Origin of the sequence: Psychrobacter sp. KFRI-CH2-11, assembly GCF_038239325.1 — a bacterium.
Classification (GTDB): Bacteria; Pseudomonadota; Gammaproteobacteria; order Pseudomonadales; family Moraxellaceae; genus Psychrobacter; species Psychrobacter celer.
Genome location: NZ_CP151283.1, coordinates 2,310,017 through 2,332,638, shown reverse-complemented (window position 1 = coordinate 2,332,638; position 22,622 = coordinate 2,310,017). Strand labels below are relative to the sequence as shown.

Here is a 22,622-nt window from a genome sequence, read left to right as displayed (position 1 = left end):
TACCTGATCAACTTTTGTTGCTACATTAAGGCACTCAACCTCTGTGGTCAGCCCTATGTCGCTCTATCAGCTCAAATCTCAGTTTCAAGACCAGTTGCGCCCCATAAGCGATACATTGGCTACGTCAGGATGCCGCGCCAATCAAGTGACGATATCTGCTGTGATGCTCAGCCTAGGGACAGCCTATGTGATTGCCAAGCCTGCGGCTCACCATCAGGCGCTTTGGGCGCTGCTACCGTCGTCGCTGTTTGTACGTATGGCGCTCAACGCCATCGATGGCATGATGGCGCGTGAGCATGCACAGGCATCTGCGCTGGGCGGTGTGCTCAATGAAGTAGGTGACATTATTGCCGATACGGCACTCATCAGCAGCTTGCTACCTCATAGCGCTCAGCCAAGCTGTCCATCTAAAAATGTGATTGACCAACAGGCTCATCAGCAGCGTCATGTCTTTGGGCTGATGATACTGAGTGTCAGCACTGAGCTGATAGCAATCGCTTGCGATGCTGCGGTGGGCGCTCGAGCCAATCAAGGGCCACTGGGCAAAAGTGACCGTGCGTTTGTGTTGGGCGCGCTTGGGGCGGCAAAAAGCCTTAGCGTACCGATATCATTGTCTCATCGCTCAGCAAGTCCGTTTTTTATTCTAATAGAAATACTACTGCTAAAAACGTGCCTCAATCGTCTGCGCTATATGGCCGCACTGTATCTACAGCGTCAGCCGCCTGTACCGCGCTCAGCCCATACTACTTTGGAGTCCCAGACCATGTCTTCTGATTTTATAAATATAAATGATACAGCGGCGCAGGATATACCAGCCTCTCCTAGCGCGGCTACGGAAGTATTACAAGCTGCCGTGATAGAAGGCGAGAGCTGCTATAACGCGTATGATGGCACGGCGATTTATTACCGTTATTGGCTAACGATGCCTATTGAGCAGTTAAAAGACGCCGATCAGTGCTTACGGCAAGTGATTTTGTTGCATCGTGGTCATGAGCATTCAGGACGTCTGGCAGAGCTGGGGCAGCAGTTTGCAGCGGCAGGCTATCAGGTGTTTGCGTGGGATGCGCGCGGCAATGGCCGATCAGGCGGTATCAAAGATCATGCCGAGAGCGTCACCGAGCTTGAGCGCGATTTAAATGACTTTGTTCAGCTGGTGATGGAACAAACTGGCATCGCCATCGACGACACGCTAATCGTCGCCAGTAGTATCGGTGCCGTGCTCGCCGCCGCGTGGGTGCATGATTATGCGCCCAACATCCGCGGCATGATACTCGGCACACCTGCGCTCAAGATTCGTCTGTATCTGCCTTTTGCCATACCGTCGCTAAAGGTAGCGCGTACGCTTGGGCTGATGTCACGCGTCAGCAGCTACGTCAAAGCGCAAGTACTCACCCATGACCAAGACGCGCAGCACGCCTACAATGCCGACCCGCTGATCTCTAGCAGCATCTCAACCGACCTGCTGATCGACACGCACGCGACCGGTCAGCGTCTGCTCGATGATGCAGAGGCCATCACCGTACCGACCTTTGTCTTGTGTGCTGGCAAAGACTATGTGGTGGATAAGCAAGCAGAGCGGACATTTTATGAGGCGATCAATAGCCCAAGCAAACGCTGGCAGCTGTATCCTGATAGCTACCATGCCATCTTTCATGAGACCAACAAAGCCGACGTGTTTGCCGACTGTTTAGCGTTTGCCGAGGAGGTATGTAGCACACCGGTACAAACAGCGGATTTAAGGGCGGCGCATTTACATAGCGCCAGCAAAGACAAGGTCGATCGACTGGCCATCAAGCCATTTAATCCAAGCTTTGCGCTGACTCGGTTGGCGATGCAAACATTTGGTCATGTCAGCGATGCGATTGCCACAGGGCTTGAGCATGGCTTTGACTCAGGGCATTCGCTCGATCATGTCTATCAAAACCAGCCTAGTGGCCAAAACAAGTTTGGTCAAGCGGTCGATAAATTCTATCTTAACAACATCGGCTGGCAAGGCATTCGTATTCGCCGCGAGCATATATTAGAGCTGGCGCGTATCGCACTGACAGCTATCGAAGACAACAACCCTCAAGGGAAAAAACCAAGTAGCTCTAAGCGCTATCAACCAAAGCTGCTAGATATCGCCAGTGGTCATGGTTATTATGCATTTGATCTGTTGACGGAATTTACGGGGCTACAAGCTGAGCTGCGAGATTATGAGGTGCATAATATTCAAGCGCTACAAGCAAAAGCTGAACGCTTAGGTATCACTGATCGAGTGGTGGTCAGGAAGCAGGACGCTTTTGACCCTGCCAGTTATACGCAGGCCGTGCAGGAGGATAGTGCCACCGCGTCATCACTACATATGCCATCATCAAACAACGCAAAATCTGATGCAGGGTTTGATATCGCTATCGTCTCTGGATTGTTTGAGCTGTTTTCTGACAACCGCTTACCCGAGACTGCATTAGCAGGTATTTATGATAACTTAAACACAAATGGCTACCTGATTTATACCAATCAACCATGGCACCCTGAGCAAGAGTTTATCAGTAAAACCTTAAACAACCATCGCGGCCGTGACTGGGTGATGCGTTGCCGCTCTCAAGCGGAGATGGACCAGCTGGTCAGGCAGGCAGGCTTTCAAAAAGTCAGCATGCGTATCGATCGTTTTGGTATCTTTACAGTGTCGCTGGCGGTAAAGGTCGGCCCGCTCGATGACAAATAAGCACACAACATATGAGCGCGTGCAGCTGTTTTCGGGAGGCGGCTCGCGCTTTGCCTATTATCTGGGCAGTTATGCCGCGCTGGTCGCCCATGATTTGAGGCCAGATATGATCATAGGTACTTGCGGCGGCAGCCTCTCGGCGTACTTGGTACATCTTGCACCTGAGCCAAAAGACTTGCAAGCACTGCTGTATAGCCATGAGCTGTATACCGCCATTTGTGCAATCAGGCATGTCAGGCCAGATGAAGCAAATAGACGATCAAAAATGCGCTATATAACGCAGGCCATACAGCGTTGGCGCTTAGCAAGCAAGCAAAGCGCCAAACCGCAATGCTCATCGCCAGCCAGCTATGAGCAGCTACTCGCAGAGCTGCAGCAATTGGCCATGTTTCGTATCGATGATGAGCGGTATTGGCTCGATGCGCTATCTGGTGTTGCCAATGAGCGTAATGAGCGTAGAGACAAGAGTGCCCGTGGTCATAATTGTATTCAAAGCACCAAGCAAGCCATACCTGAGGTTGCCATCATCGCCAGCCGTCTGCAAAAAGCCTCTGGGGTTGACAGCGCGTGGCCACCTGCCTCATATACGGCGGCGGGTCCAGCAGCAGTATTGCAAGAGTTGTTATTTGCCTCGCCGCGTATGGCGACTATGATGTCGCTTGCCGCCGCCATGCAAGGCGCAGCTGACAATAAGATACGATCACCTGCGCATGCGTTTGCTGATGGGCGCATACCGCCGCATGTACAGATAGTGAGCCAGTGGAGTTTTGCGGACGCGATACGTGCGTCTATGGCCGATATGTATTATCTACCACCCACCCATATTTCAGCGCTCGGTTGGTGCTTAGGCGGTGTCATCAACCTCACACCCGTTGAGCTGGCCTGTCAGCTGGGGCAAACGGTATTTGCCGAGAGCAAAGCGGGGTATGATACCTGGCTTGCTGCCCCAGCGATTAAGCGTGTCTTTGGTTTTGATCCCAATGCTCGTTTGGCACAGGTGCATGGCTATCAGAGAGAGGCAAGCCCTCGCCATACCGAGCAGCTGCATTGGTTGCCGTTTGCTGACAATGCCGAGCAGCTCGCAGACCAAAGCGTGCAAAAGCGCTTTAGTATAAAGCAAATGACCGTAGCGTTGATTCATCGTGATTATGATGGTTTTGTGCAGCAAATGCAGGCGCAGTGGCAATATGGCTATCAGCGAACGAGCAGCTATATTCGGCAGCATACGCTATAGTTGACTACTTTCGCGCTACCGTTTTACAGGCGTACTGTGTTTATACCTTTGCTTATGCCTATACCGCCAGTGGCTATGCCGCATTTATCCTAGTAGCGCGCTTAGACTTATAACGATGGTGTTTTGAACTGACGATATACGCATACCGCGATTTATGCCGAACCGATGATATGACAGATCTTAAACCAAAAGCCTTAAAGCCTGCCACCGCTGATGCACCGCACGTTATCATCGTCGGTGGCACCAGTGGTCTGGGGTTGGCATTGGCACGTCATCACCAGCAACTGGGCTGGCATGTGAGTGTGGTGGGTCACGATCGCCAAAAAAAAGCGCAGATCAATCGTCAATATCCGCACATCACCACCTATCGCTGTGATCTGACTGACCGTGCCCAAACGCATGAGTTTTTGCAGCGCTTATCTGCCATCACGTTTTATCGGCTGATTTATAGTGCGGGCAGTTATACCAACGAGCGGGTGCGGACGCTCAATGCGGCAGACAGCACGCGCATGCTAGCGATTAACTTACAAGCATTTGAGCAGGTGTTTTGGTGGGCAAGTGAGCGGCTAAAACAGCAGCCGACATCGTTTGACATGAGGCAATATGGCAAGCCAAGTCTCATCTGCATTGCCTCCATCGCTGGGGCGTTGAACTATCCCTATGCCAGCCTCTATGCCAAAAGCAAACGCGCGATGATAGCCACGGCCAGCGCTTATCGCTTGGCACTGCGCCCGTATGATATTCAAGTAAACGGCATCGCCTCAGGCTATATCGATACCCAAGCGCTGCGTGATCTAAATGACGGTGACGCCAGCCATAAGCCATTTATCATCAGTACACAGACCGCCGTCCAGCATGTCATGCAAGCGATCGCTGATGATACCGAGCTTGCCATATTTCCACGGGCGATGCGTTATATTATTTATGCCTTAAACAGTGTGCCCAAGCCGTTATTAGACTGGGTATTACGCAGCCAGCTTGATAAAAAACAATGAGTAATGAAAAATGAGTAAAAAAACTGTCTTTGCAACAGGCTTTATTTAACCCAGTAACCAATAAAGGATGGTAAAGATAGGCACGCCAATCAGCAAGCTATCGATACGGTCCAATACGCCGCCGTGCCCTGCTAGCATGGTACCTGTGTCTTTGATACCGTGCTGACGTTTAAACGCAGACTCTAGCAGATCGCCTGCGATACCGCTCACTGCCAATCCATACGCGGCTAGCAAGCAAAGCCACCATTCAAACCCCGTCAGCCAGGCCCCCAGTAGCGATGCCAGTAGCGCGGCACACATGCTACCAAAGACAGCGCCTTCAATGCTTTTATTGGGGCTGATGCGCGGCGCTAGGCCACGTGAAAACAGGCGATGACCAAGTAGGCGACCGCATAGATACTGCGCGATATCGTTAAATTGACTGGCAAATAATACAAACAATAAGACACCATACTGCTCGCGTTGCCACGTCAGCTGCTGGAGGGCAATCAAGCTGACAATCAAGGCGACAAATGCCATGCTTAATAACCCATCTAAACCCGTTGGACGCGTGTAGTGTGGAGTGGTCGCGCTAGCGCTAGCGGTGTGGTCAGCAGAAGAGGTGGGGGTGACGCTTGGCTGCAGGCCGCGGCTTTGTAGCTTATGGATCAGTCGCGCTCTACTAGGTAGGCACCATATCCGTTTGATTTCGTAGCCACCGCGCAGACCAATCAGCACAAAAAAACCAATAAGCAGCCATTGATAGGGATATCTGGACGTCAAAAGCTCGGCATGGCGATCTGCTATCTTTGCGATTGCATAGCAGCCAAAAAGCGCCGCCAGCATAAACCACCATGAGCGTGCGATCAAATAAATCTTCGGTAGGCGTCTGCGCAGGCGTGGTATGGCCAGCGCTCCCCATACCGCGCTAACCACCCCCATCAGCGCGATCACAAAGACGATATCAGAAGCCATACCTTTAAGATCCAAATGCCACCATTTTATGTCGCGGGTTATGTCGCAACGCTTACAGCCGAGTTGTTATGATAGCGTAAATGCTTCTTTAATCCTAACTATAGTTGATAAACTATGTGGTGTTGGTAGATATTAACCGGACTCCCACATGGCTAAAGGCGATACAGTTGTTTTTTGCACTCCGCTGTTGTTATATGGGCTGTCATGTCTATATCGTCAATAGTAGCAAATGCGGTCAGCGAGGGCGGCTCAATGACACTGGTCAAAGGTTTGCTCGCTAAGTTTGGATAGTCTTGTCTATAATGACCGCCGCGACTCTCATGACGCTGATAAGCCGACTGCATAATCAAAGCCGCTAGCTGCAACTGCCTAGTTAATTGAACGTAGGGCAGCGTATGGTAAGAGATGACGTGGTCTTGGCTTTTAGTATCTATATGATCAAAGCTTCTACCACCGAGCTGCTGTTGCCACTGACAGATTTGCCCCAGCGCTTGCTCAAGCTGCTCGGCGCTACGAGTGATGCCCAGATGCGACGTCATTAACGCTTTTAATTGGGTGGTTATGCCAGCAATGTCCTTATTTGTACTGGTGTGGATATTGGCATTGTGATGGTCATTAGCATGGCGTTGGTACTCAATGGGCGATGGCAAGGTAATACGCTGACAGTTTGCCAGCACCGGCGGGGTCCAAATATCATAGATGGATTGCTCTGAGTTAATATAAATGGACGTGGCGTCTGGTTTTTTAGTTGCGTGTAGATAGCGCGGGATATCGGCGGCGATATGGCGCCCGACCACCACGCACTCAAGCAGCGAATTACTGGCCAAGCGATTAGCGCCGTGTAAGCCTGTATAAGCAACTTCTCCTGCCGCATAAAGCCCTGTCACATCGGTCAAGCCATTAGCAGAAGTGACCACGCCGCCGCAGCTATAATGCGCGGTGGGGGCTACTGGGATCGGGTCGGTGGTGATGTCGATGCCAAGGTCTAATAGTGTCTGATAAATCTGCGGAAAGTGCGCTTGGAGAAATGCCGCTGGTAAGTGACTGACATCGAGATGAACGTAGCCAAGTCCATTGATGCTAATTTGCTCGGCGATAGCACGAGCGACGATGTCTCTTGGTGCCAGCTCTGCGCGTGCGTCAATATCTAGCATAAAGCGTTTACCTGTCTGCGGGCAGTACAGCCGTCCGCCTTCACCGCGCAGGGCTTCAGAGATTAAAAAACTACTGTCACCAAGCGCCAAGCCTGTCGGATGAAACTGGATGAACTCCAGATTTGCCAAGCGGCAGCCTGCTTGCCAAGCCATCATCACGCCATCACCGACACAGACATTGGGCGCACTGGCACGTTTAAACAACTGCCCTAAACCGCCACTGGCCAGCACCACCGCGCGACTATGCAAGGTTAGCTGTCGTTGATGAACGTGATCAAAAACAAGTGTACCTTGGCAACGATTGTCAGTATTTTTTAGCAGATGAAACGCTTCATGATAGGGCAGGATAGTGATATTGGATGCCGCTTGCGCTTTTATAACGAGGGCTTCCATAATATGTCGACCAGTGGCATCATCAGCATGGGCGACGCGCCGGCAGCCATGGCCGCCTTCTTTGGTCAAGTGTAAGTAAGAGAGGTCAAAACCTGCTTTTATATGACTTTTTGATTCTTGCTGAGGAATTTGAGTAAAGGGCACGCCTTGCTCGCACAGCCATTGTACCGCTTGCTCGCCCGCGCTTAGGATTTCTGTGGTGTTTTTTGCCTCGCACAATCCTGCGCCAGCGATGAGCGTATCAGCGATATGGTCGGCGGCGCAGTCTTTGGCATCCAAACTTGCCGCGATACCACCTTGGGCATAATGACTGGAGCACACATCCAGCGCCGCTTTGCTTAATACAGTCACGTTCAGTGTTTGCGGTAAGGCCAGCGCCGTGCTCAATCCAGCAAGACCTGCGCCAATGATTAACACGTCTGTGTGTCTGACGCCATGGGTATCCTCAGCAGAGGTGCTTGTATTAGCGGCTGTATGCGCCTCACTCATCTTAGGCGGCTCCCACATTGGCAAAGAGTGCGCGGTCTTGGGTGATATCACCGCTTGCAGTGACGCGCCGCTTTTGTGCTTCGGCAAAATCAAGCATGCGTTGTAAAGGTTTTTTGGCGGCGGCTGCCAGCTCAGGCGTCAACATAACCTCACCGCTTCGCTGCGTCAGACACTGCTCGATGCCTGTTAGGCCATTCATCGCCATCCATGGGCAAAACGCGCAGCTCTTACAGCTGGCGCTTTCACCAGCGGTCGGTGCGGCCAAAAAACGCTTGTTTGGCGAGCGTTTTTGCATCTCGTGCAAGATGCCCAAATCGGTCGCTACGATAAAGGTCTCGGCATCCATCTCATAGGTTGAACTGAGCAGCTTACTGGTCGAGCCGACGACATCAGCGAGCGCAACCACGCTATCAGGCGACTCTGGATGTACCAGCACTTTGGCGTCAGGGTGCTCCTCTTTTAATTGCAGCAGCTCGGTCGCCTTAAACTCATTGTGCACCAGACAAGAACCTTGCCAGAGCAGCATGTCTGCGCCAGTCTCACGAGCGATATATTTGCCCAAATGACGGTCAGGCCCCCAAATGATAGGCTCACCTTGCGCGTGTAAATGACGAACGATATCGATACCGACAGAGGAGGTCACCACCCAGTCGGCACGCGCTTTGACCGCGGCGCTGGTATTGGCATAAACCACCACGGTACGCTCAGGATGGGCGTCGCAAAATGCGGCAAACTCATCTGCAGGACAGCCCAAATCAAGCGAGCATTCCGCTTCTAAATCAGGCATCAGGACGGTCTTTTCCATACTTAGAATTTTTGCTGACTCGCCCATAAAGCGCACGCCTGCCAACACCAATGTCTGTGCCTCATGGGCTTGTCCAAAGCGCGCCATCTCAAGCGAGTCACCGACACAGCCGCCAGTCGCCAATGCCAAATCCTGAATAAAAGGATCGACATAATAATGAGCGACGAGCACAGCGTTATGCGCTTTTAGCAAGTGCTTGATGTTTTCTTCAACTGCCAGCCGCTCAGAGCGTGGCAGCTCGGTAGGTATCTTTGCTCTGGCGTATTCTATGGTCATCTGAGTGGCGATGCGCTGGTCGGTACTCATGATAGGGGCGTCGTACGGATAAGTTTTCATAGCTGCAACCTTTCCTTTGGTGCGATAGTGACACATCATATGTCGTAATATTGGAATGACTCGCTAAAGCAAAATCATAAATTGTTTTAATTATGCTCATTTTGAGCATAAAAACAAGGGTTTTTTATGATTTTTCTACCTATAGTCAATCCTAAATAAAACTGACATGCTAGATGTTATGTTCAAGTGCTACTGATATTTATTTTGCGCAGCCTCTGTCGGCGTAGGCACAGCACGCAAGAAAAATGAATACCAGTAGCGCTGTACCTGTTTTAAAGTAAATTAACCATATTAAGGCGTGCGGCTTGGCTGGTGTTACAGCGACAGACTGTGATCGTCTTAGATTCGAGCTATACTAGGAAGTGTTACTGTTTGTAGGTAAACGGTGCTAACGACTGCTGTAGCACGGCTGTTTTGATTGTATACTGAGTTTGTTTTTGTATTCAGCTTGTTTTTGTACTACGTTTGATTTTCTACCGAGGATGATAAATACACTTATGACGTTGTCTTATTCACATGCGCATCAGCAAGGCAGTGGTACCACCGAGGTGGTTGCCGTACTCGTTGCGATTACCGAGCATACCGCCCGTGTCCTAACGGTCGATCAAGGTAAGCTATTGCCCAATGGGCCACTGATGCCGCTGCATCGCTCGTTGCAAGCAGGGGTGCGCCAGTGGGTGGAGGAGCAGACGCAGCAGCCACTTGGGTATTTAGAGCAGCTTTATACCTTTGTCGATACCAATAGACGCAACGTCGATGGTCATGCTTTAGTGTATGTCAGCTATCTAGGGCTGGTGCAAGAGACGCAGACGCCAAGGCTGCCAAGCCAAGCGCTATGGCGAGATTGGTATGATTACTTTCCGTGGGAAAACCACTTAGATGGCGCGCCAACTATCATTACCTCGTTTATCGTGCCAGCGTTATTGGCATGGGCACAGGAGGCAGATGACGCTATCACCCAGCAGCGGCGACGTCAGCGTATTGAGCTGTGTTGGGGCGTCGGTGAAGCGCATGTGATAAGCCAACAGCCGCCAAGCTTGGGTGCCAGCGCGGCCAGCCGGGAGCAGCTGCCAGAAAATAAAGAATGGGTCGCCGAGCATGTACTGCTGCGCTATGAGATGCTTTATGAAGCAGGGTTGATACCTGAAGCGCCAAGTTATCCGCCAAGCTACTTAGCCAATGTGTCCACCGAGCTGCCCAAAAACTGGTCGCAGCTAATAGGCGAGCCGATGTATTACGATCATCGCCGCGTGATTGCCACCGCCATCTCTCGATTACGAGCCAAAATAGAGTACCAGCCGCTGATTTTTGGTTTGATGCCTGAGGTGTTTACTTTATCGCAGTTACAGCAGAGCGTAGAGGCGTTATCAGGTGTGCGCCTGCATAAGCAAAACTTTCGCCGTCTGCTGGAGGCACAAAACCTAGTGATGGAAACAGGAGAGAGTAGTAGCGCTCAGCGCGGCCGTCCTGCCAAGCTGTATCGTTTTCGGCACGATATCGAGTTACAAAGCCTGCTCATGGATAGCAAGCTGCCCAAACGCAAATAATTAAATGACATTATTTTATTGCAGGGTGGGGTGCTTTACGTTATATTTATGCTCATTTTGAGCCTAATAAATGCCCGTGGTGCTAGTGATATGATTGCTATTTGTGGTGTTATCACTGGCGATGACGTATTTATTAGGCAAATGCGCAACGATAAGGATAACCGATGACAGGCAAACAAGAACCAGCATTAAATGAGGTGTTGCTACGCCCATTAGTAGAGGCCGCTCTCACAGAGGATCTAGGCAGGCGCGGCGATGTCACCTCACAAGCGACCATCCCAGCCGATATGCAAGCGCAGCTACAGATTAAAGCGCGCCAAGCAGGGGTTATCTGCGGTATGGATTTGGCGCGATTGGCCTTTGATATGATCGATACGCAGATTGGTTTTGATGCTCAGGTCGCTGATGGTGAGAGGGTTGAGGCGGGGACAGTGCTGGCGACCGTGTGCGGTAATGCGCGTCATTTGCTCACTGCTGAGCGTACCGCGCTCAACTTTATGACACATCTGAGCGGTATTGCGACCGCGACACGGCAGATCGTCGATAGTGTGGCTGCATACCCTGCGCAAATCACCTGTACGCGCAAAACCATTCCTGGGCTACGGACGGTACAAAAATACGCCGTACGCTGCGGCGGCGGGCGCAACCATCGCTTGGGGCTGGACGATGCGATTTTGATCAAAGACAATCATATTGCGATTGCAGGCGATATCGCAACTGCCATCAAGCAAGCGCAAGACTTTGCCGGCCATCTGATTCCAATTGAGGTAGAAGTCGACACCTTAGCGCAGTTAGCGCAGGCACTTGATGCCGGTGCGAGCTTGGTATTACTGGATAATATGACGCCTGATATTTTGGCGCAAGCGGTGGTTATGTGCCAAGGCCGCGCCAAGACAGAAGCCTCAGGAGGTATCACCCCCGAGACAGTACAAGCGGTCGCCCAAACAGGGGTGGATTTCATTGCCATGGGTTATCTGACGCACAGTACCACTGCGCTCGATATCGGTCTGGATTTTATGGTCAGTGATAATACGGAAAATTAAGCAAAGTTAATGATTTTATTGGCTTATCTGCCTATGCTACAATGGCGCTTATGCGGTGGTTAGCCGCCTAACAGGTCATCGCTGTGCGCCGTGATGACCTGACTTTAGCATCATTGCTGCAACAGATAAGCGAGACTCAGTGAACACTGAAATAATCAAGATAATCTTAGCCTTTTTGGTGCTGATCAATCCATTTAGCGCATTGACGTTGTTTTTGGATTTGACCCGCGGTTATTCGATGAATAATCGGCGCAAAGTGGCGCGTGTTGCTTGCTTGACCATTTTTATTACCATCAGCTTTTTTACTGTGGCAGGGGAAACCTTGCTTAAGCTGCTGGGTATTTCTATCGGCTCGTTTCAGCTAGCGGGTGGTATCTTGGTGTTTTTGATTGCGCTCAACATGATGAATGGGGAAGGTAACCCCGTCAAACCCGATCAAGAAAATTTCGATGTCGAGTATGATAAACACGCGGCACCAAGTACTGCTTCTGCTGTCGTGCCGCTCGCTATTCCGATGATGATCGGCCCTGGCGGTATCTCCACCGTCATCATTTACTCTTCGCAAGTCTCTGGGATTTTGCAAGTCTCGGCCATTCTTATCGCTGGATTGTTTATCAGCTTGTTTTGCTACTTGGCCTTGATGGCGGCAGGCCGTATTAGCCGGCTGCTGGGCGATACTGGACTAAATATCATGAGCCGCATCATGGGCATGCTCTTGGCTGCAGTGTCTATCGAAATCATCGTCAATGGTTTGCGTACCTTGTTTCCTGCCTTGGTATAACCGCTTATCTGACGCGTGGCGGCCTGTATGTTTGTGTGACTAATCACCAAAGGCGCTGGCAAAAAACGCCATTAATGAAAATATGTTATAGTAGTGATTCACTATTTTTTTACAGGAGTTGATCTTGAGTAAGAAAAGAATTGCTATTTTAGGAGCAGGTCCAAGTGGTTTGGCGCAGTTGCGTGCCTTTGAAGCAGCGCGCTTGGCAGGTGTAAAAGACTTACCTGAGATAGTTTGTTATGAGAAACAAAACGCCATTGGCGGTATGTGGAACTATAGCTGGCGCACAGGTCTAGACAGAAATGGTGAGCCCGTCCACGGCAGTATGTACCGCTATCTATGGTCAAATGGCCCAAAAGAATGCTTGGAGTTTGCAGACTACTCGTTTGATGAGCATTTTGGTGAGCCTATCCCCTCATACCCTCCGCGTGAAGTCCTAAAAGACTACATCATGGGCCGTATCGACAAACAAGACATTCAAAAATATATTCGCTTTGAATGCCCAGTACGCTGGGTGGCTTTCGATGATGACACGCAAAAATTCACCGTCACGGTGATGAACCATAAAACCGACGAGCAAGAAGTCGAAGAGTTTGATTATGTTGTGGTTGCGACAGGGCACTTTTCGACGCCAAACATGCCGTACTTTGAAGGTCTCGAAGCCTTCCCTGGCCGTATCTTGCATGCTCACGACTTCCGTGATGCCCTAGAGTTTAAAAACGAAGATATTTTACTTGTCGGTAGCAGTTACTCCGCCGAAGACATCGGTACGCAGTGCTATAAGTATGGCACCAAATCAGTAACCATCAGTTATCGCAGCCAGCCACTTGGCTATGAGTGGCCTGAGGGTATCAAAGAAGTGCCATTGGTGACGCATTTTGAAGGAGATGTGGCGCATTTTGCTGATGGTACCAGCCAGAGCTTTGACGCCATCATTATGTGTACCGGCTACTTGTTCCATTTCCCATTCCTGCCGGATGAGCTGCGTTTGCAAACGCATAATTGCTTGTACCCTGCCAACCTTTATAAAGGTGTCTTTTGGCAGCCCAATCCCAAGCTTATCTATTTAGGCATGCAAGATCAGTACTTTACCTTTAATATGTTTGACGCCCAAGCGTGGTATGCGCGTGATGTCATCATGGGTGAGATGGCGCTGCCGGATTTGGCAACGCGTGAGGCCGATGAGCAAAAATGGCTGGAAACCTATGCCAAATGCGTCACGGTCGACGACTCCATCGACTTTCAAGCGGCTTATATTCGCGACTTGACCGATGCGACGGACTATCCTGAGTTTGCGGTAGAAAAACAAGGCGATATTCTAAAGCAGTGGCAAAAGGACAAAGCAGAGAACATCATGACCTTTAGAGAAAAGGCCTACCGCTCGACGCTGACGGGCACGCTAGCGCCTGAGTTGCCAGAGCCGTGGCTGGATGTGTTAGATGACTCGCTTGAGCACTTTTTAAACTTGGCATTTGTCCAGCCCAAAAAGCACAAAAAAGCCTCATAAGCAGTTTTTATCTATAAGTGTTTATTGTAAAAAACCAAACCTTCAAGTGAGGGTTTGGTTTTTTTAGGTTAAGTCATCCATCTTTGATGATTAGCTTTGATACAGATGCCATGCCAGATAGAGCATCAAGATACCGACGAGGGCGTCCAAAATATTCCAAGCTTTTGGTTTGGCAAACAGCGGCTTGAGTAAGCGCGCGCCATAGCCCAGCGCAAAAAAGAAAAAGAAAGACGCGCTGACGGCACCAGCGGCAAACACCACTTTGCTATTAGCGCCTGTTGAAACCATGCCGACGAGCACCAATGTATCTAAATAGACGTGCGGGTTGAGCCATGTAAAGCCAAAGCACAGCAGCAGCGCTTTTTTTAGGCTGCTGACCACTTGACCCTCGACGGTCAGTGCATGTGATAGGCGCACACTGGCATATAGGCTTTGTAAGCCATAACCGAGCAAAAACACCACACCGGCGAATTTTGCGACATCGACGATGTGCGGATAGCGTGCTGTCACGGCGCCAAAGCCGCCGACGCCTGCTGATATCAAGATGGCATCGCTAAGGGCACAAAACAAACAGACAAAAAAGATGTGCTCGCGCTTTAGCCCTTGTTTGAGTACAAATGCGTTTTGCGAGCCTATCGCAATGATGAGCGATAGCCCAAGCAAGAAGCCAGAAAGAAAGTCAGGGGCATACATAATTAAGTGCTTAATCGGTGGTGGAGCGGGGCGGATAGTGCCAGCGGCGCTGACATTTTGCGTACTGGCAGCATCATAAAAAACTGTTAAGATACGCTATTGATTGCACCGATGCAATAAAGCAAAGCCCCTTACTGTAAAATGGGTATGTAACAAGAGGCGTGTATAACAGAGAGGTAAGATCGGTCATGGTGGTAAGTTTGACAAGAATGCTACAGTCATTTGGGCAAGCCCAAGACGATCTGCCAGCGCAAGCGGCCTTACAGGCGCAAAAGACAGCGAGTCACTATGAGTGCCAAACAAAGAGCAAAGGCGGCGAGCAGGCAGATGACGACAATATCAAGAACCCGCGTACTACGCTGACGCCACCTGAGCGTGCCGACCGTATCTGTGCGGCATTGGCGCAAGTGGGTGATGCGCGTTCGGCCACACCGCTCACCGACCGCTATCTGGCCAATCACGCACAAATGCGCCCAGCCAACAGACCCCCTTTTGACCCTGATACCTTATGGTATCTCAAACATGGACGTTGTCCGATTATGACTGAGCTTGTAGATGTGGTCGATGAAGCCACCTTAAACGCCATGCCCATCGAGGCGGTGGCGATACTCGATAGAATCAATGGTAAGCTAAAGCGCTACCGTGAGTGGAGTCATGAGCTCAACGATGAGCAGCAGCAACAGCATAACGAGCGGCAGTTCGTCATCGACAAGCTGGTGTCTGAGAGTATCCCTGAGGCGCTGCATCATTATGAGCAGCTGCAACGATTTAGCCCGCACCGTACTAGAAACCATACAGCACAAGGCAAGATGAGCGCAGGCGATATGCTGACGGATTTGTTTTTAGAGATTGACTACGAGCTTGATGAGCTGCTCGATGAATTGCACAACACCGTGATGAGCCGCCTTGCTTCTACGCATCGCTATGTCAAAAGCCGCACGCAAAGCTAAGCTAAGGGCGGCGGTTGTGACTGCGAACTTGCTCTCATTGATACCACTATTGATACCGTTTTATACCGCGGTGCTTGCCAACCATTTTGCCAAAAAAAACGGCCAAAAAACTTGCCATAAAATAAGGATCAGCCAATGACCCAAATGACTGCGATGTTTATCATGTTTGTATTGTATGGTGTGCTACCAGCGGCTGGGTTGTACTTGGGATATCGTGGTATCAAAAAAATGACCGCGCCCAAAATGCTGGAGTATAAGGCGATGCCGCAGCTGGGTTATATCCCCGAAAAGAGCCTACCGGCTGATATCAAGGTGATGCTGGCGCAGATCAACGAAAAAGGCGAAAAGCTGCGCGTCATTTATGGTGATACCAATAATGATGGTAAGATTGATGACAAAGACACTGTCAATGAGACCTATATCATGATTCAAAATCTCATGGACAGACATGTGCCGCTGGCGGTGGCGGACTATCGGCGCTTGCATGACTTAGATGTGGGCGATGGTGCGCGCGCTGATACGACCAAAATCAAGCACTCCAACGTGACAGGCAAAGAAGCGCTGCTTGAGGTGCTCACCACCATTGACGCGCAGTTTGATGATTTGCTCAATGCCTCCTATCACCAAGATGGGCAAAAGCTACTCGCGACCAATCGCTATCTACAAAAACGCTTTAAAACGCCTGCTGTCAGTCACGAAGGACAAAACCTCGATGACAGTGCTGACGATGAGGCAGGTATCCAAACGCTTGAAACCCCAGCTGGCGCTGCGACCAAAAAGGCGCGCGCTGACGATATCAAACGGTAAAGATTAAAAGCTAAGCACAATAACGGTAAAAGAGTAAGATATATGAGTGTGCTCATTGGTGTCGGTATCGTGACGACCATCACGACCATTTATTTGGGTAAAAAAGGCTGGCAAGCGCTGCATAAAGCCGTCGGCATCACCCCAGGCGTGCTTACATATCAAGATGATCAAGCGCCTTTGTCATTGTCTTCAATCACATGGCGGCATCTGCGTTTACACAAAAAACATCTACAGCGCTTACCAAATGATCAGCTGCGCCAGCTGCAGCGTATCGACGATAAGGTGAGTCGCTATCAGTCTTATCAAAAAACACAACAGGCTGATGATAAGACGCCGACGGTGACCGAGTCGCAGTTTGTGCTACAAAAGCTGCTGTACACGCGCTTGCCTGACACACTAGCCAGTTATGATTATCTGGTCAGTATCGATAGCGCTGACCTATCACAGACAGAAAAAAAAGCAGAAGCCGGTGCGCTGTTGCAGCAGGTATTAGACCATATCGAGCAGCGTCTAGATGCGTTATTGGACCAAGCGCAGACGCAGCATCTACAAGCGTTACGCGTGATGAAAAACTATGTCGAGAGCCACGATCGTTAAAGGGTAGGGCAAAACGACAGCAAATGGCGCAAAAAAAGCTGCCTGTGATATCTCTCACAGGCAGCTTTTTTATGATCTAGGTGTATGAAGCCTCAGTAAAACTAACGCTTATCGCCGCGACCACGAGTGTGCCGAGTGCCGCGACTGGCAGGGCTGCCGCTGCTTTTCGGTTTGCTACTGTGCGACTTATCGCTACGACTATCGGCACGGCGCGCTTTGAGCGGTTTGCTTTTGATACGTTCTTGTTTTTCTTTAGCCGCGCCGTGCAGACCTGTACCATAACGCGGGCGCAAGCTGACTAAGTCGGTTAGGGTGTTGATCTCTTTTTTGTCCAGCTCCAAGAAGCGGCCTGTACGCAGCTCTTTGGGCAGTGAGATCGTACCATAGCGGGTGCGTAATAGGCGGCTGACCTTGAGGCCTTGCGACTCAAACAAACGGCGCACTTCGCGGTTGCGGCCTTCTTTTAGTTTGACGTGATACCACTTATTGACGCCTTCACCGCCGCCTTCTTTAATGTCTTCAAACTGCGCCATGCCGTCCTCTAGCATAACACCAGCGGTCAAGTTGCGAGCGATATCAGGGGTGACCTCACCCAAGACACGTACCGCATATTCACGCGTGACTTCACTTGAGGGGTGCATCAAGCGATGGGCCATCTCGCCATCGTTGGTAAACAATAACAGTCCGGTTGAGTTGATGTCCAAACGGCCAACCATCACCCAGCGATCGTGGGTCAGCTTTGGTAGGCGCTCAAACACAGTCGGGCGACCTTCAGGGTCTTTTGCCGAGCACACTTCCCCTTCAGGCTTGTAGTATGCCAAGACGCGGCGGCGCTTTTCGTTTTCGGCGTTGTATTTGATCTGACGACCATCTACCCGTATCTCATCGCCTTGCTGCACGCGATCACCAATGGTCGCAGGCGCATTATTAACAGACACGCGGCCTGATCTGATGACCTCTTCCATCTGACGGCGTGAACCCAGCCCCATACGGGCGAGGGCTTTTTGTAATTTCTCATCTTTCATAATCATGTCCTTGAGTCGGTGGGTTTACATTTCTCAATGTAAAAAATGAAGTGCCTATTCTACGCGAATTTCAAACATTTAGCACGCAAACTGGCATAAATGCTCTAGGGAAAAAATTTTATCAGGTGGCCTTTGGCTCGTCCAGATAGTTCTCGATTGAACTGAGCAGATGTCCTAGTTTAATAAATAAAAGTTTGCTTGGTTGGCTCAATGACCGTTAGGTATTAGGGACACCGAGTCAACGAATTAGCTCATCATGAATTAACAAATAGTTACATTTAGCCATAAGTAAAATTAAAAAAAGTCATATTAGACATTTGGTTTTATTAAACTAAATATGAAGTTGCCATGTCTATGGAAGTATATATAACAAACGAAGAATGGTGGTGCTATAAAGAAAAATATATTTTAATTTTTTTATAATCAGAATGCGATAAGTGTAAAAACTGCTTCAAGCCTTTAAGTATAAGGGTTTTTTGATAGAAATAAGGGCTGTTAAATATTTTTATATGAGTATTTTTAAATATTGCGTTACGTATATTTTAAGTGTATATTCAATAAATACATTCTTTTTTATGAATATATTAGTAATGGCAGCATGCGATGGTTTGATTCACCAATATAAATATGAGTAACTGTTATGGTTTATAAATATTTCTCTTATGTACATAGGCGCGTGATAACACGCAGCATGGCTGGTTTATTACTAATGGCATCGTTTGCTGGTTGTACGATAAATTCAGGACTTCAGTCTGGAAAACTGCCTGAGTCTGGCGCATTTGTCGCAGAAAACGGTTTACCATTTTATATTCAACCACTGAGTCTGGCCAATTTACCTGCAAAACAGCCCCTCGCGCCCAGCGCAGATTTGTATCATTTATTAAAAACGTCTGGTGCTACCAGCTATGGCATCGCCAAAGGCGATATCCTGAGCATCATACTCACCAATTACCCAGATATTAACGCCTCTACCGAAAGCCTTACGGTCGATCAACAAGGGTTTATCCAGTTTCCACTAATCGGAAGGATCAAAGCGGCGGGGCTGAGTGTGCCGCAGTTTACCGCGACGCTACAGCGCCAGCTACAGCGTTATCTAAAATACTCAGATCCGCAGGTCAAAATCATCAATTACCGAGGCAGTAAGTTTTTTGTCGATGGCGCGGTCAAGCAATCTGGTGAATTTGCGATTGCTGATGTGCCCATCTCATTATATGGCGGCATCTCTATGGCAGGCGGTGTGTCCGAGACGGGCGATGCAAATCACATCATTTTACATCGGCAAGGTAAAAGCTATCCGCTAGGGATGCGCACCTTAAACCAGATGGGGCTATCTGCCAATCAGATCTATCTAAAAAATGGTGACGCGATTCATGTCAACAGCCAAAGCCGCAACAAGGTTTATGTGTTAGGAGAGTTTGGCAAACTCGAGCCCGTCGCCATTCCAGAGCAAGGGTTGAGCTTGGCGCATGTATTGGGGGAGTCAAATGGCCTAAACCCAAACACAGCCAATGCCGCGAAGGTCTATATCGTACGTGACAATCCACAAAGTAAATTTACCAACATCTATTATGTCGATATGCAGAGCATCACAAGCTTTGCACTAGCAAGTCGTTTTGAGATGCAAGCCAACGATATTTTATATGTCGACCCAACGGGGCTGGCACGCTGGAATCGTGTCATCAGTGCCATCTTGCCATCGACATCGGCCATCAATGTAATCTCAGGGATATAGGAGTCAGTCATGGAAGCGTTTGACAACTTGCTGGTGGTTTGTGTGGGCAATATCTGCCGTAGTCCGATGGCCGCTGCCATCTTGACAGAATACTACCCTGAAAAGTATATCGACTCTGCTGGGCTATCAGCGTTGGTCGATCAAGGCGCAGACCCAAAAGCGGTGTCATTGATGGCGACGTATCAGATAGACATCGGCGCTCATGTTGCCAAACAGATCAACACCGCGCTGGTTAGTCAAGCGGATTTGATTTTTACCATGTCGACTGGCCAAACCAAGTGGCTCGAGAGTCGCTGGCCGCATTGCCGCGGTAAGACATTTCGGGTCGGTCATTGGCTGGATAAAGACATCATTGACCCTTATCAGCAGGACGATAGAGCGTTTGAGAAAAGCCGGCAAGATATCGCCGATGGGCTCAAACAGTGGCACAAGAAAATGCAGGAAGTAACAGCGATCAAAGCGTTAAGGATGAGCGAGTGCTATTAGGGTGTGTCCTTATTTTTATTATCATATTTTAAATAAGAACACGCTAGCCAACTAACATTAAGCGATGAGTGAATGGTTATGAATAATATAGATTCAAAAGACCTATCGATGCCTACGGGCAAAAAAGACAACGACGACATCGACTTAATGGCGCTGGCTTTGGTATTGCTGCGCGGCTGGCGAATTATTGCGGTGATGGCAGTGCTTGGGCTTTTACTTGGTCTATTATATAGCCGCTATGTCAATCCGACTTTTAAATCAGATGCGCTGATACAAATCGAAGAAAATACCCAAGGAGTTGAGGCGCTGGGCGAGAGTATCTCAGAGCTCGTCGGGACGGAAGTCAGTAAGGCGGAAACCGAGGCGGAACTGATTCGCTCGCGGATGATATTAGAGCCAGTGGTTGAACTTTTGCATTTGCGCATAAGGCTTACGGACCCAAATATCGGCCATCTCGACAAACTAAAAAGCGACGGTATCGCCACTCAGGTAAATACTCCTGATGAGGTGTCGCTCAATACCGAAAGCGGCGCCGTCAAAGTCAGTCAGTTTCAGGTAGCGCCTGCTTATCTGAACCAAGCCTTTACCTTGACACGATCGGAGACAGGGTTTGTGCTAAGTAATGGCATGGACAAGTTTCAGGGTCAAATCGGTCAGGCGCATCAGTTCCAAGGTGTAGAGGGGCTGATAGCTATTTTGGTCACAGATTTGCCTGCCACAGCTTACCCCGTTCAGATTCGTAAGCAAACGCTAAAGACGACAACAGATGCCATCAATAGTGCGCTGTCGGTCGAAGAAAAAGGCCAAAAGACAGGCATCCTCCAGCTGTCGATGGTGGGCGGTAACCAAGAGCAGGTCACCACCATACTCAATCAAATTGTCCTATCTTATGTGGCACAAAACCAATCTCGCGGCTCTGAAGAGACCACCAAAACCTTAGCCTTTATGGAAACGCAAATACCGCTACTAAAAGAAAAGCTAGAAGCTGCCGAGGCGCGCTTTAATGATTTTCGTAAAAAATATGGCACCATCGATGTGGGCAAAGAAGCGGAGCTATTATTAAACGAAAAATCCCGCATCGATGAGCAGCTCAATGAGCTTAATCTCAAAAAAGCAGATCTGACCACTTATTATACCGAGCAGCACCCCTTGGTCGTCCAAATCAATCAACAGCTCAAGGTGCTCAACAATCGAACGCGAGAGATAGGCAATACCGTTGCAGGATTGCCTGAGATACAGCGAGAGTTTTTGAAGCTATCAGAAGACACGGCCATCAACCGAGAAATCTATCTGACCCTACTCAAAAACTATGAGCAGCTCAAAATCGTCAAAGCCGGTCAAATTGGCTATGCCCGTATCATTGACTCACCGACCAGCACCTTTAAGGCTATTGCTCCAAACAAACTACAGATCATGATGCTTGCCGCCTTGGTTGGCACGATGCTTGGGGTCATCATGGTGCTACTCAAAAACCTGATGAGGAACGTGGTCAAAGACCCAGAGCACCTAGAAGCCAGCACGGGCATCCCTGTCATTGCAACCATTCCACGCTCGCCTTTGTTATCCAGATTGAGCAAAAAGAAAAAAGCGCACGCTCGTATGCTCGCCCATGTCGACCACAGTAGCTTGAGCTATGAGGCAATCAAAAGCTTAAGGACCAATTTGATCTTTGGAATGCCGACAGGCGCCATCACCGAACCGCCAGCACAGGTCATACTGATCACAGGCGAGAGCCCAGGTGTTGGTAAGTCGTTTATTACAGCGAACTTATCTGAAGTATTTGCACAGCTGGACAAAAAAGTCTTAATCATCGATGGCGACATGCGCTTAGGGGAGCTGCATAAGATGTTTAATAAGAGTGCAGAGGATGGGCTTGCTGATTATTTATTACAAGATAAAGAAACCGTATTTGTAAATGATGAGCAGCCGACAAGCGTGCAAATAGACAAGGCGGCGTCTGTTTTGACCATTGAGAGCATCATTCATCCCACTGGTATGGCACAGATCGACTTTATACCGCGTGGACGACAATCGGCCAATCCTACTTCACTGCTGATAGGCGAGTCGTTTCGTCAGCTATTAGCGGCGCTAAAGACGCGGTATGACTATATTGTCATTGATTCGCCGCCGATACTCGCCGCCTCAGACGCTATGGTGCTAGCGCAGCAGGCAGATAAGGTGCTGATCGTCACAAAGTTCAACCAGTCGGTCGAGGGGCAATTGGTCTATGCCGTCAAGCAGATGAACAAAGCCAATGTAAAAGTCGACGGTATTGTATTAAACGATGTGCAGCAAGGTTTGATGGATAAATATAGCTATCATTACCATTATGCCTATGGGGATAATCGCTGACGTACTCTTTACGACGATCATGATAATAACGACGT

18 protein-coding genes are annotated in these 22,622 nt (G+C 49.4%); 13 read left to right on the top strand and 5 right to left on the bottom strand.

From position 1 onward, the window contains the following. Nucleotides 1–55: 55 nt before the first annotated feature. The 3 genes from AADH33_RS09590 to AADH33_RS09580 all read left to right on the top strand — a co-directional run bounded on the left by AADH33_RS09590 (nt 56) and on the right by AADH33_RS09580 (nt 4,936). Nucleotides 56–2,707: an alpha/beta fold hydrolase gene (locus AADH33_RS09590; protein ID WP_348548773.1), complete on the top strand. Its 2,652-nt coding sequence runs from the start codon at nt 56–58 to the stop codon at nt 2,705–2,707. Next, complete coding sequence (locus AADH33_RS09585; RefSeq protein WP_348548772.1) at nt 2,697–3,941, top strand: patatin-like phospholipase family protein; 1,245 nt, start codon at nt 2,697–2,699, stop codon at nt 3,939–3,941. Before AADH33_RS09590 ends, AADH33_RS09585 begins: the two co-directional genes overlap by 11 nt. 170 nt (nt 3,942–4,111) lie before the next feature. After that, nucleotides 4,112–4,936 carry an SDR family NAD(P)-dependent oxidoreductase gene (locus tag AADH33_RS09580; RefSeq protein WP_348548771.1) on the top strand — a complete coding sequence of 275 codons (825 nt, stop codon included), beginning with the start codon at nt 4,112–4,114 and terminating at the stop codon, nt 4,934–4,936. Between the two features lie 45 nt (nt 4,937–4,981). Here AADH33_RS09580 and AADH33_RS09575 read toward each other — a convergent pair whose 3' ends face one another. The 3 genes from AADH33_RS09575 to nadA all read right to left on the bottom strand — a co-directional run bounded on the left by AADH33_RS09575 (nt 4,982) and on the right by nadA (nt 9,037). Beyond that, nucleotides 4,982–5,890, bottom strand: a complete 909-nt coding sequence (locus AADH33_RS09575; RefSeq protein WP_348548770.1) for a phosphatidate cytidylyltransferase — start codon at nt 5,888–5,890, stop codon at nt 4,982–4,984. Between the two features lie 152 nt (nt 5,891–6,042). Continuing rightward, entirely contained in the window at nt 6,043–8,013 is a 1,971-nt protein-coding gene (gene nadB / locus AADH33_RS09570; protein WP_348548769.1) for an L-aspartate oxidase, read from the bottom strand. Continuing rightward, the gene (gene nadA / locus AADH33_RS09565; RefSeq protein ID WP_348549976.1) at nt 7,928–9,037 is read right to left on the bottom strand and encodes a quinolinate synthase NadA; all 1,110 of its coding nucleotides are present in this window, start codon (nt 9,035–9,037) and stop codon (nt 7,928–7,930) included. The genes nadB and nadA overlap by 86 nt, the downstream gene beginning before the upstream one ends. A 527-nt stretch (nt 9,038–9,564) precedes the next feature. Between nadA and AADH33_RS09560 the strand changes: the two genes are divergently transcribed. From AADH33_RS09560 to AADH33_RS09545, 4 genes are all read left to right on the top strand, one after another. Beyond that, nucleotides 9,565–10,614: an NUDIX hydrolase gene (locus AADH33_RS09560; RefSeq protein ID WP_348548768.1), complete on the top strand. Its 1,050-nt coding sequence runs from the start codon at nt 9,565–9,567 to the stop codon at nt 10,612–10,614. 164 nt (nt 10,615–10,778) lie between these two features. Then, nucleotides 10,779–11,657: a carboxylating nicotinate-nucleotide diphosphorylase gene (gene nadC, locus AADH33_RS09555; RefSeq protein ID WP_348548767.1), complete on the top strand. Its 879-nt coding sequence runs from the start codon at nt 10,779–10,781 to the stop codon at nt 11,655–11,657. Between the two features lie 139 nt (nt 11,658–11,796). Next, entirely contained in the window at nt 11,797–12,438 is a 642-nt protein-coding gene (locus tag AADH33_RS09550) for a MarC family protein (RefSeq protein ID WP_075101480.1), read from the top strand. A 124-nt stretch (nt 12,439–12,562) separates the two neighbouring features. Further along, nucleotides 12,563–13,945, top strand: coding sequence for an NAD(P)/FAD-dependent oxidoreductase (locus tag AADH33_RS09545; protein WP_348548766.1), 1,383 nt, complete (start codon nt 12,563–12,565; stop codon nt 13,943–13,945). Nucleotides 13,946–14,035: 90 nt separating this feature from the next. Here the strand turns inward: AADH33_RS09545 and AADH33_RS09540 are convergent, their stop codons facing one another. Beyond that, the gene (locus tag AADH33_RS09540) at nt 14,036–14,638 is read right to left on the bottom strand and encodes a LysE/ArgO family amino acid transporter (protein WP_075101482.1); all 603 of its coding nucleotides are present in this window, start codon (nt 14,636–14,638) and stop codon (nt 14,036–14,038) included. A 209-nt stretch (nt 14,639–14,847) separates the two neighbouring features. Here AADH33_RS09540 and AADH33_RS09535 point away from each other — a divergent pair, with 209 nt between their 5' ends. From AADH33_RS09535 to AADH33_RS09525, 3 genes are all read left to right on the top strand, one after another. Further along, on the top strand, nt 14,848–15,588 hold the full coding sequence (locus tag AADH33_RS09535; protein ID WP_075101483.1) for a hypothetical protein: 741 nt from the start codon (nt 14,848–14,850) through the stop codon (nt 15,586–15,588). A 135-nt stretch (nt 15,589–15,723) separates the two neighbouring features. Continuing rightward, a complete protein-coding gene (locus AADH33_RS09530) occupies nt 15,724–16,395 on the top strand; it encodes a hypothetical protein (protein WP_348548765.1) in 672 nt (223 codons plus the stop codon). Nucleotides 16,396–16,437: 42 nt separating this feature from the next. Next, the gene (locus AADH33_RS09525) at nt 16,438–16,992 is read left to right on the top strand and encodes a hypothetical protein (protein WP_348548764.1); all 555 of its coding nucleotides are present in this window, start codon (nt 16,438–16,440) and stop codon (nt 16,990–16,992) included. Between the two features lie 101 nt (nt 16,993–17,093). On the opposite strand, the gene rluB is transcribed toward AADH33_RS09525, so the two are convergent. Next, on the bottom strand, nt 17,094–18,017 hold the full coding sequence (gene rluB, locus AADH33_RS09520; protein ID WP_075101486.1) for a 23S rRNA pseudouridine(2605) synthase RluB: 924 nt from the start codon (nt 18,015–18,017) through the stop codon (nt 17,094–17,096). 691 nt (nt 18,018–18,708) lie between these two features. On the opposite strand from rluB, the gene AADH33_RS09515 reads away from it, so the two are divergent. The 3 genes from AADH33_RS09515 to AADH33_RS09505 all read left to right on the top strand — a co-directional run bounded on the left by AADH33_RS09515 (nt 18,709) and on the right by AADH33_RS09505 (nt 22,587). Next, entirely contained in the window at nt 18,709–19,749 is a 1,041-nt protein-coding gene (locus AADH33_RS09515; RefSeq protein ID WP_348548763.1) for a polysaccharide biosynthesis/export family protein, read from the top strand. Between the two features lie 9 nt (nt 19,750–19,758). Next, a complete protein-coding gene (locus AADH33_RS09510; RefSeq protein ID WP_348548762.1) occupies nt 19,759–20,235 on the top strand; it encodes a low molecular weight protein-tyrosine-phosphatase in 477 nt (158 codons plus the stop codon). Nucleotides 20,236–20,313: 78 nt separating this feature from the next. Next, nucleotides 20,314–22,587 carry a polysaccharide biosynthesis tyrosine autokinase gene (locus tag AADH33_RS09505; protein WP_348548761.1) on the top strand — a complete coding sequence of 758 codons (2,274 nt, stop codon included), beginning with the start codon at nt 20,314–20,316 and terminating at the stop codon, nt 22,585–22,587. Nucleotides 22,588–22,622 lie beyond the last annotated feature (35 nt).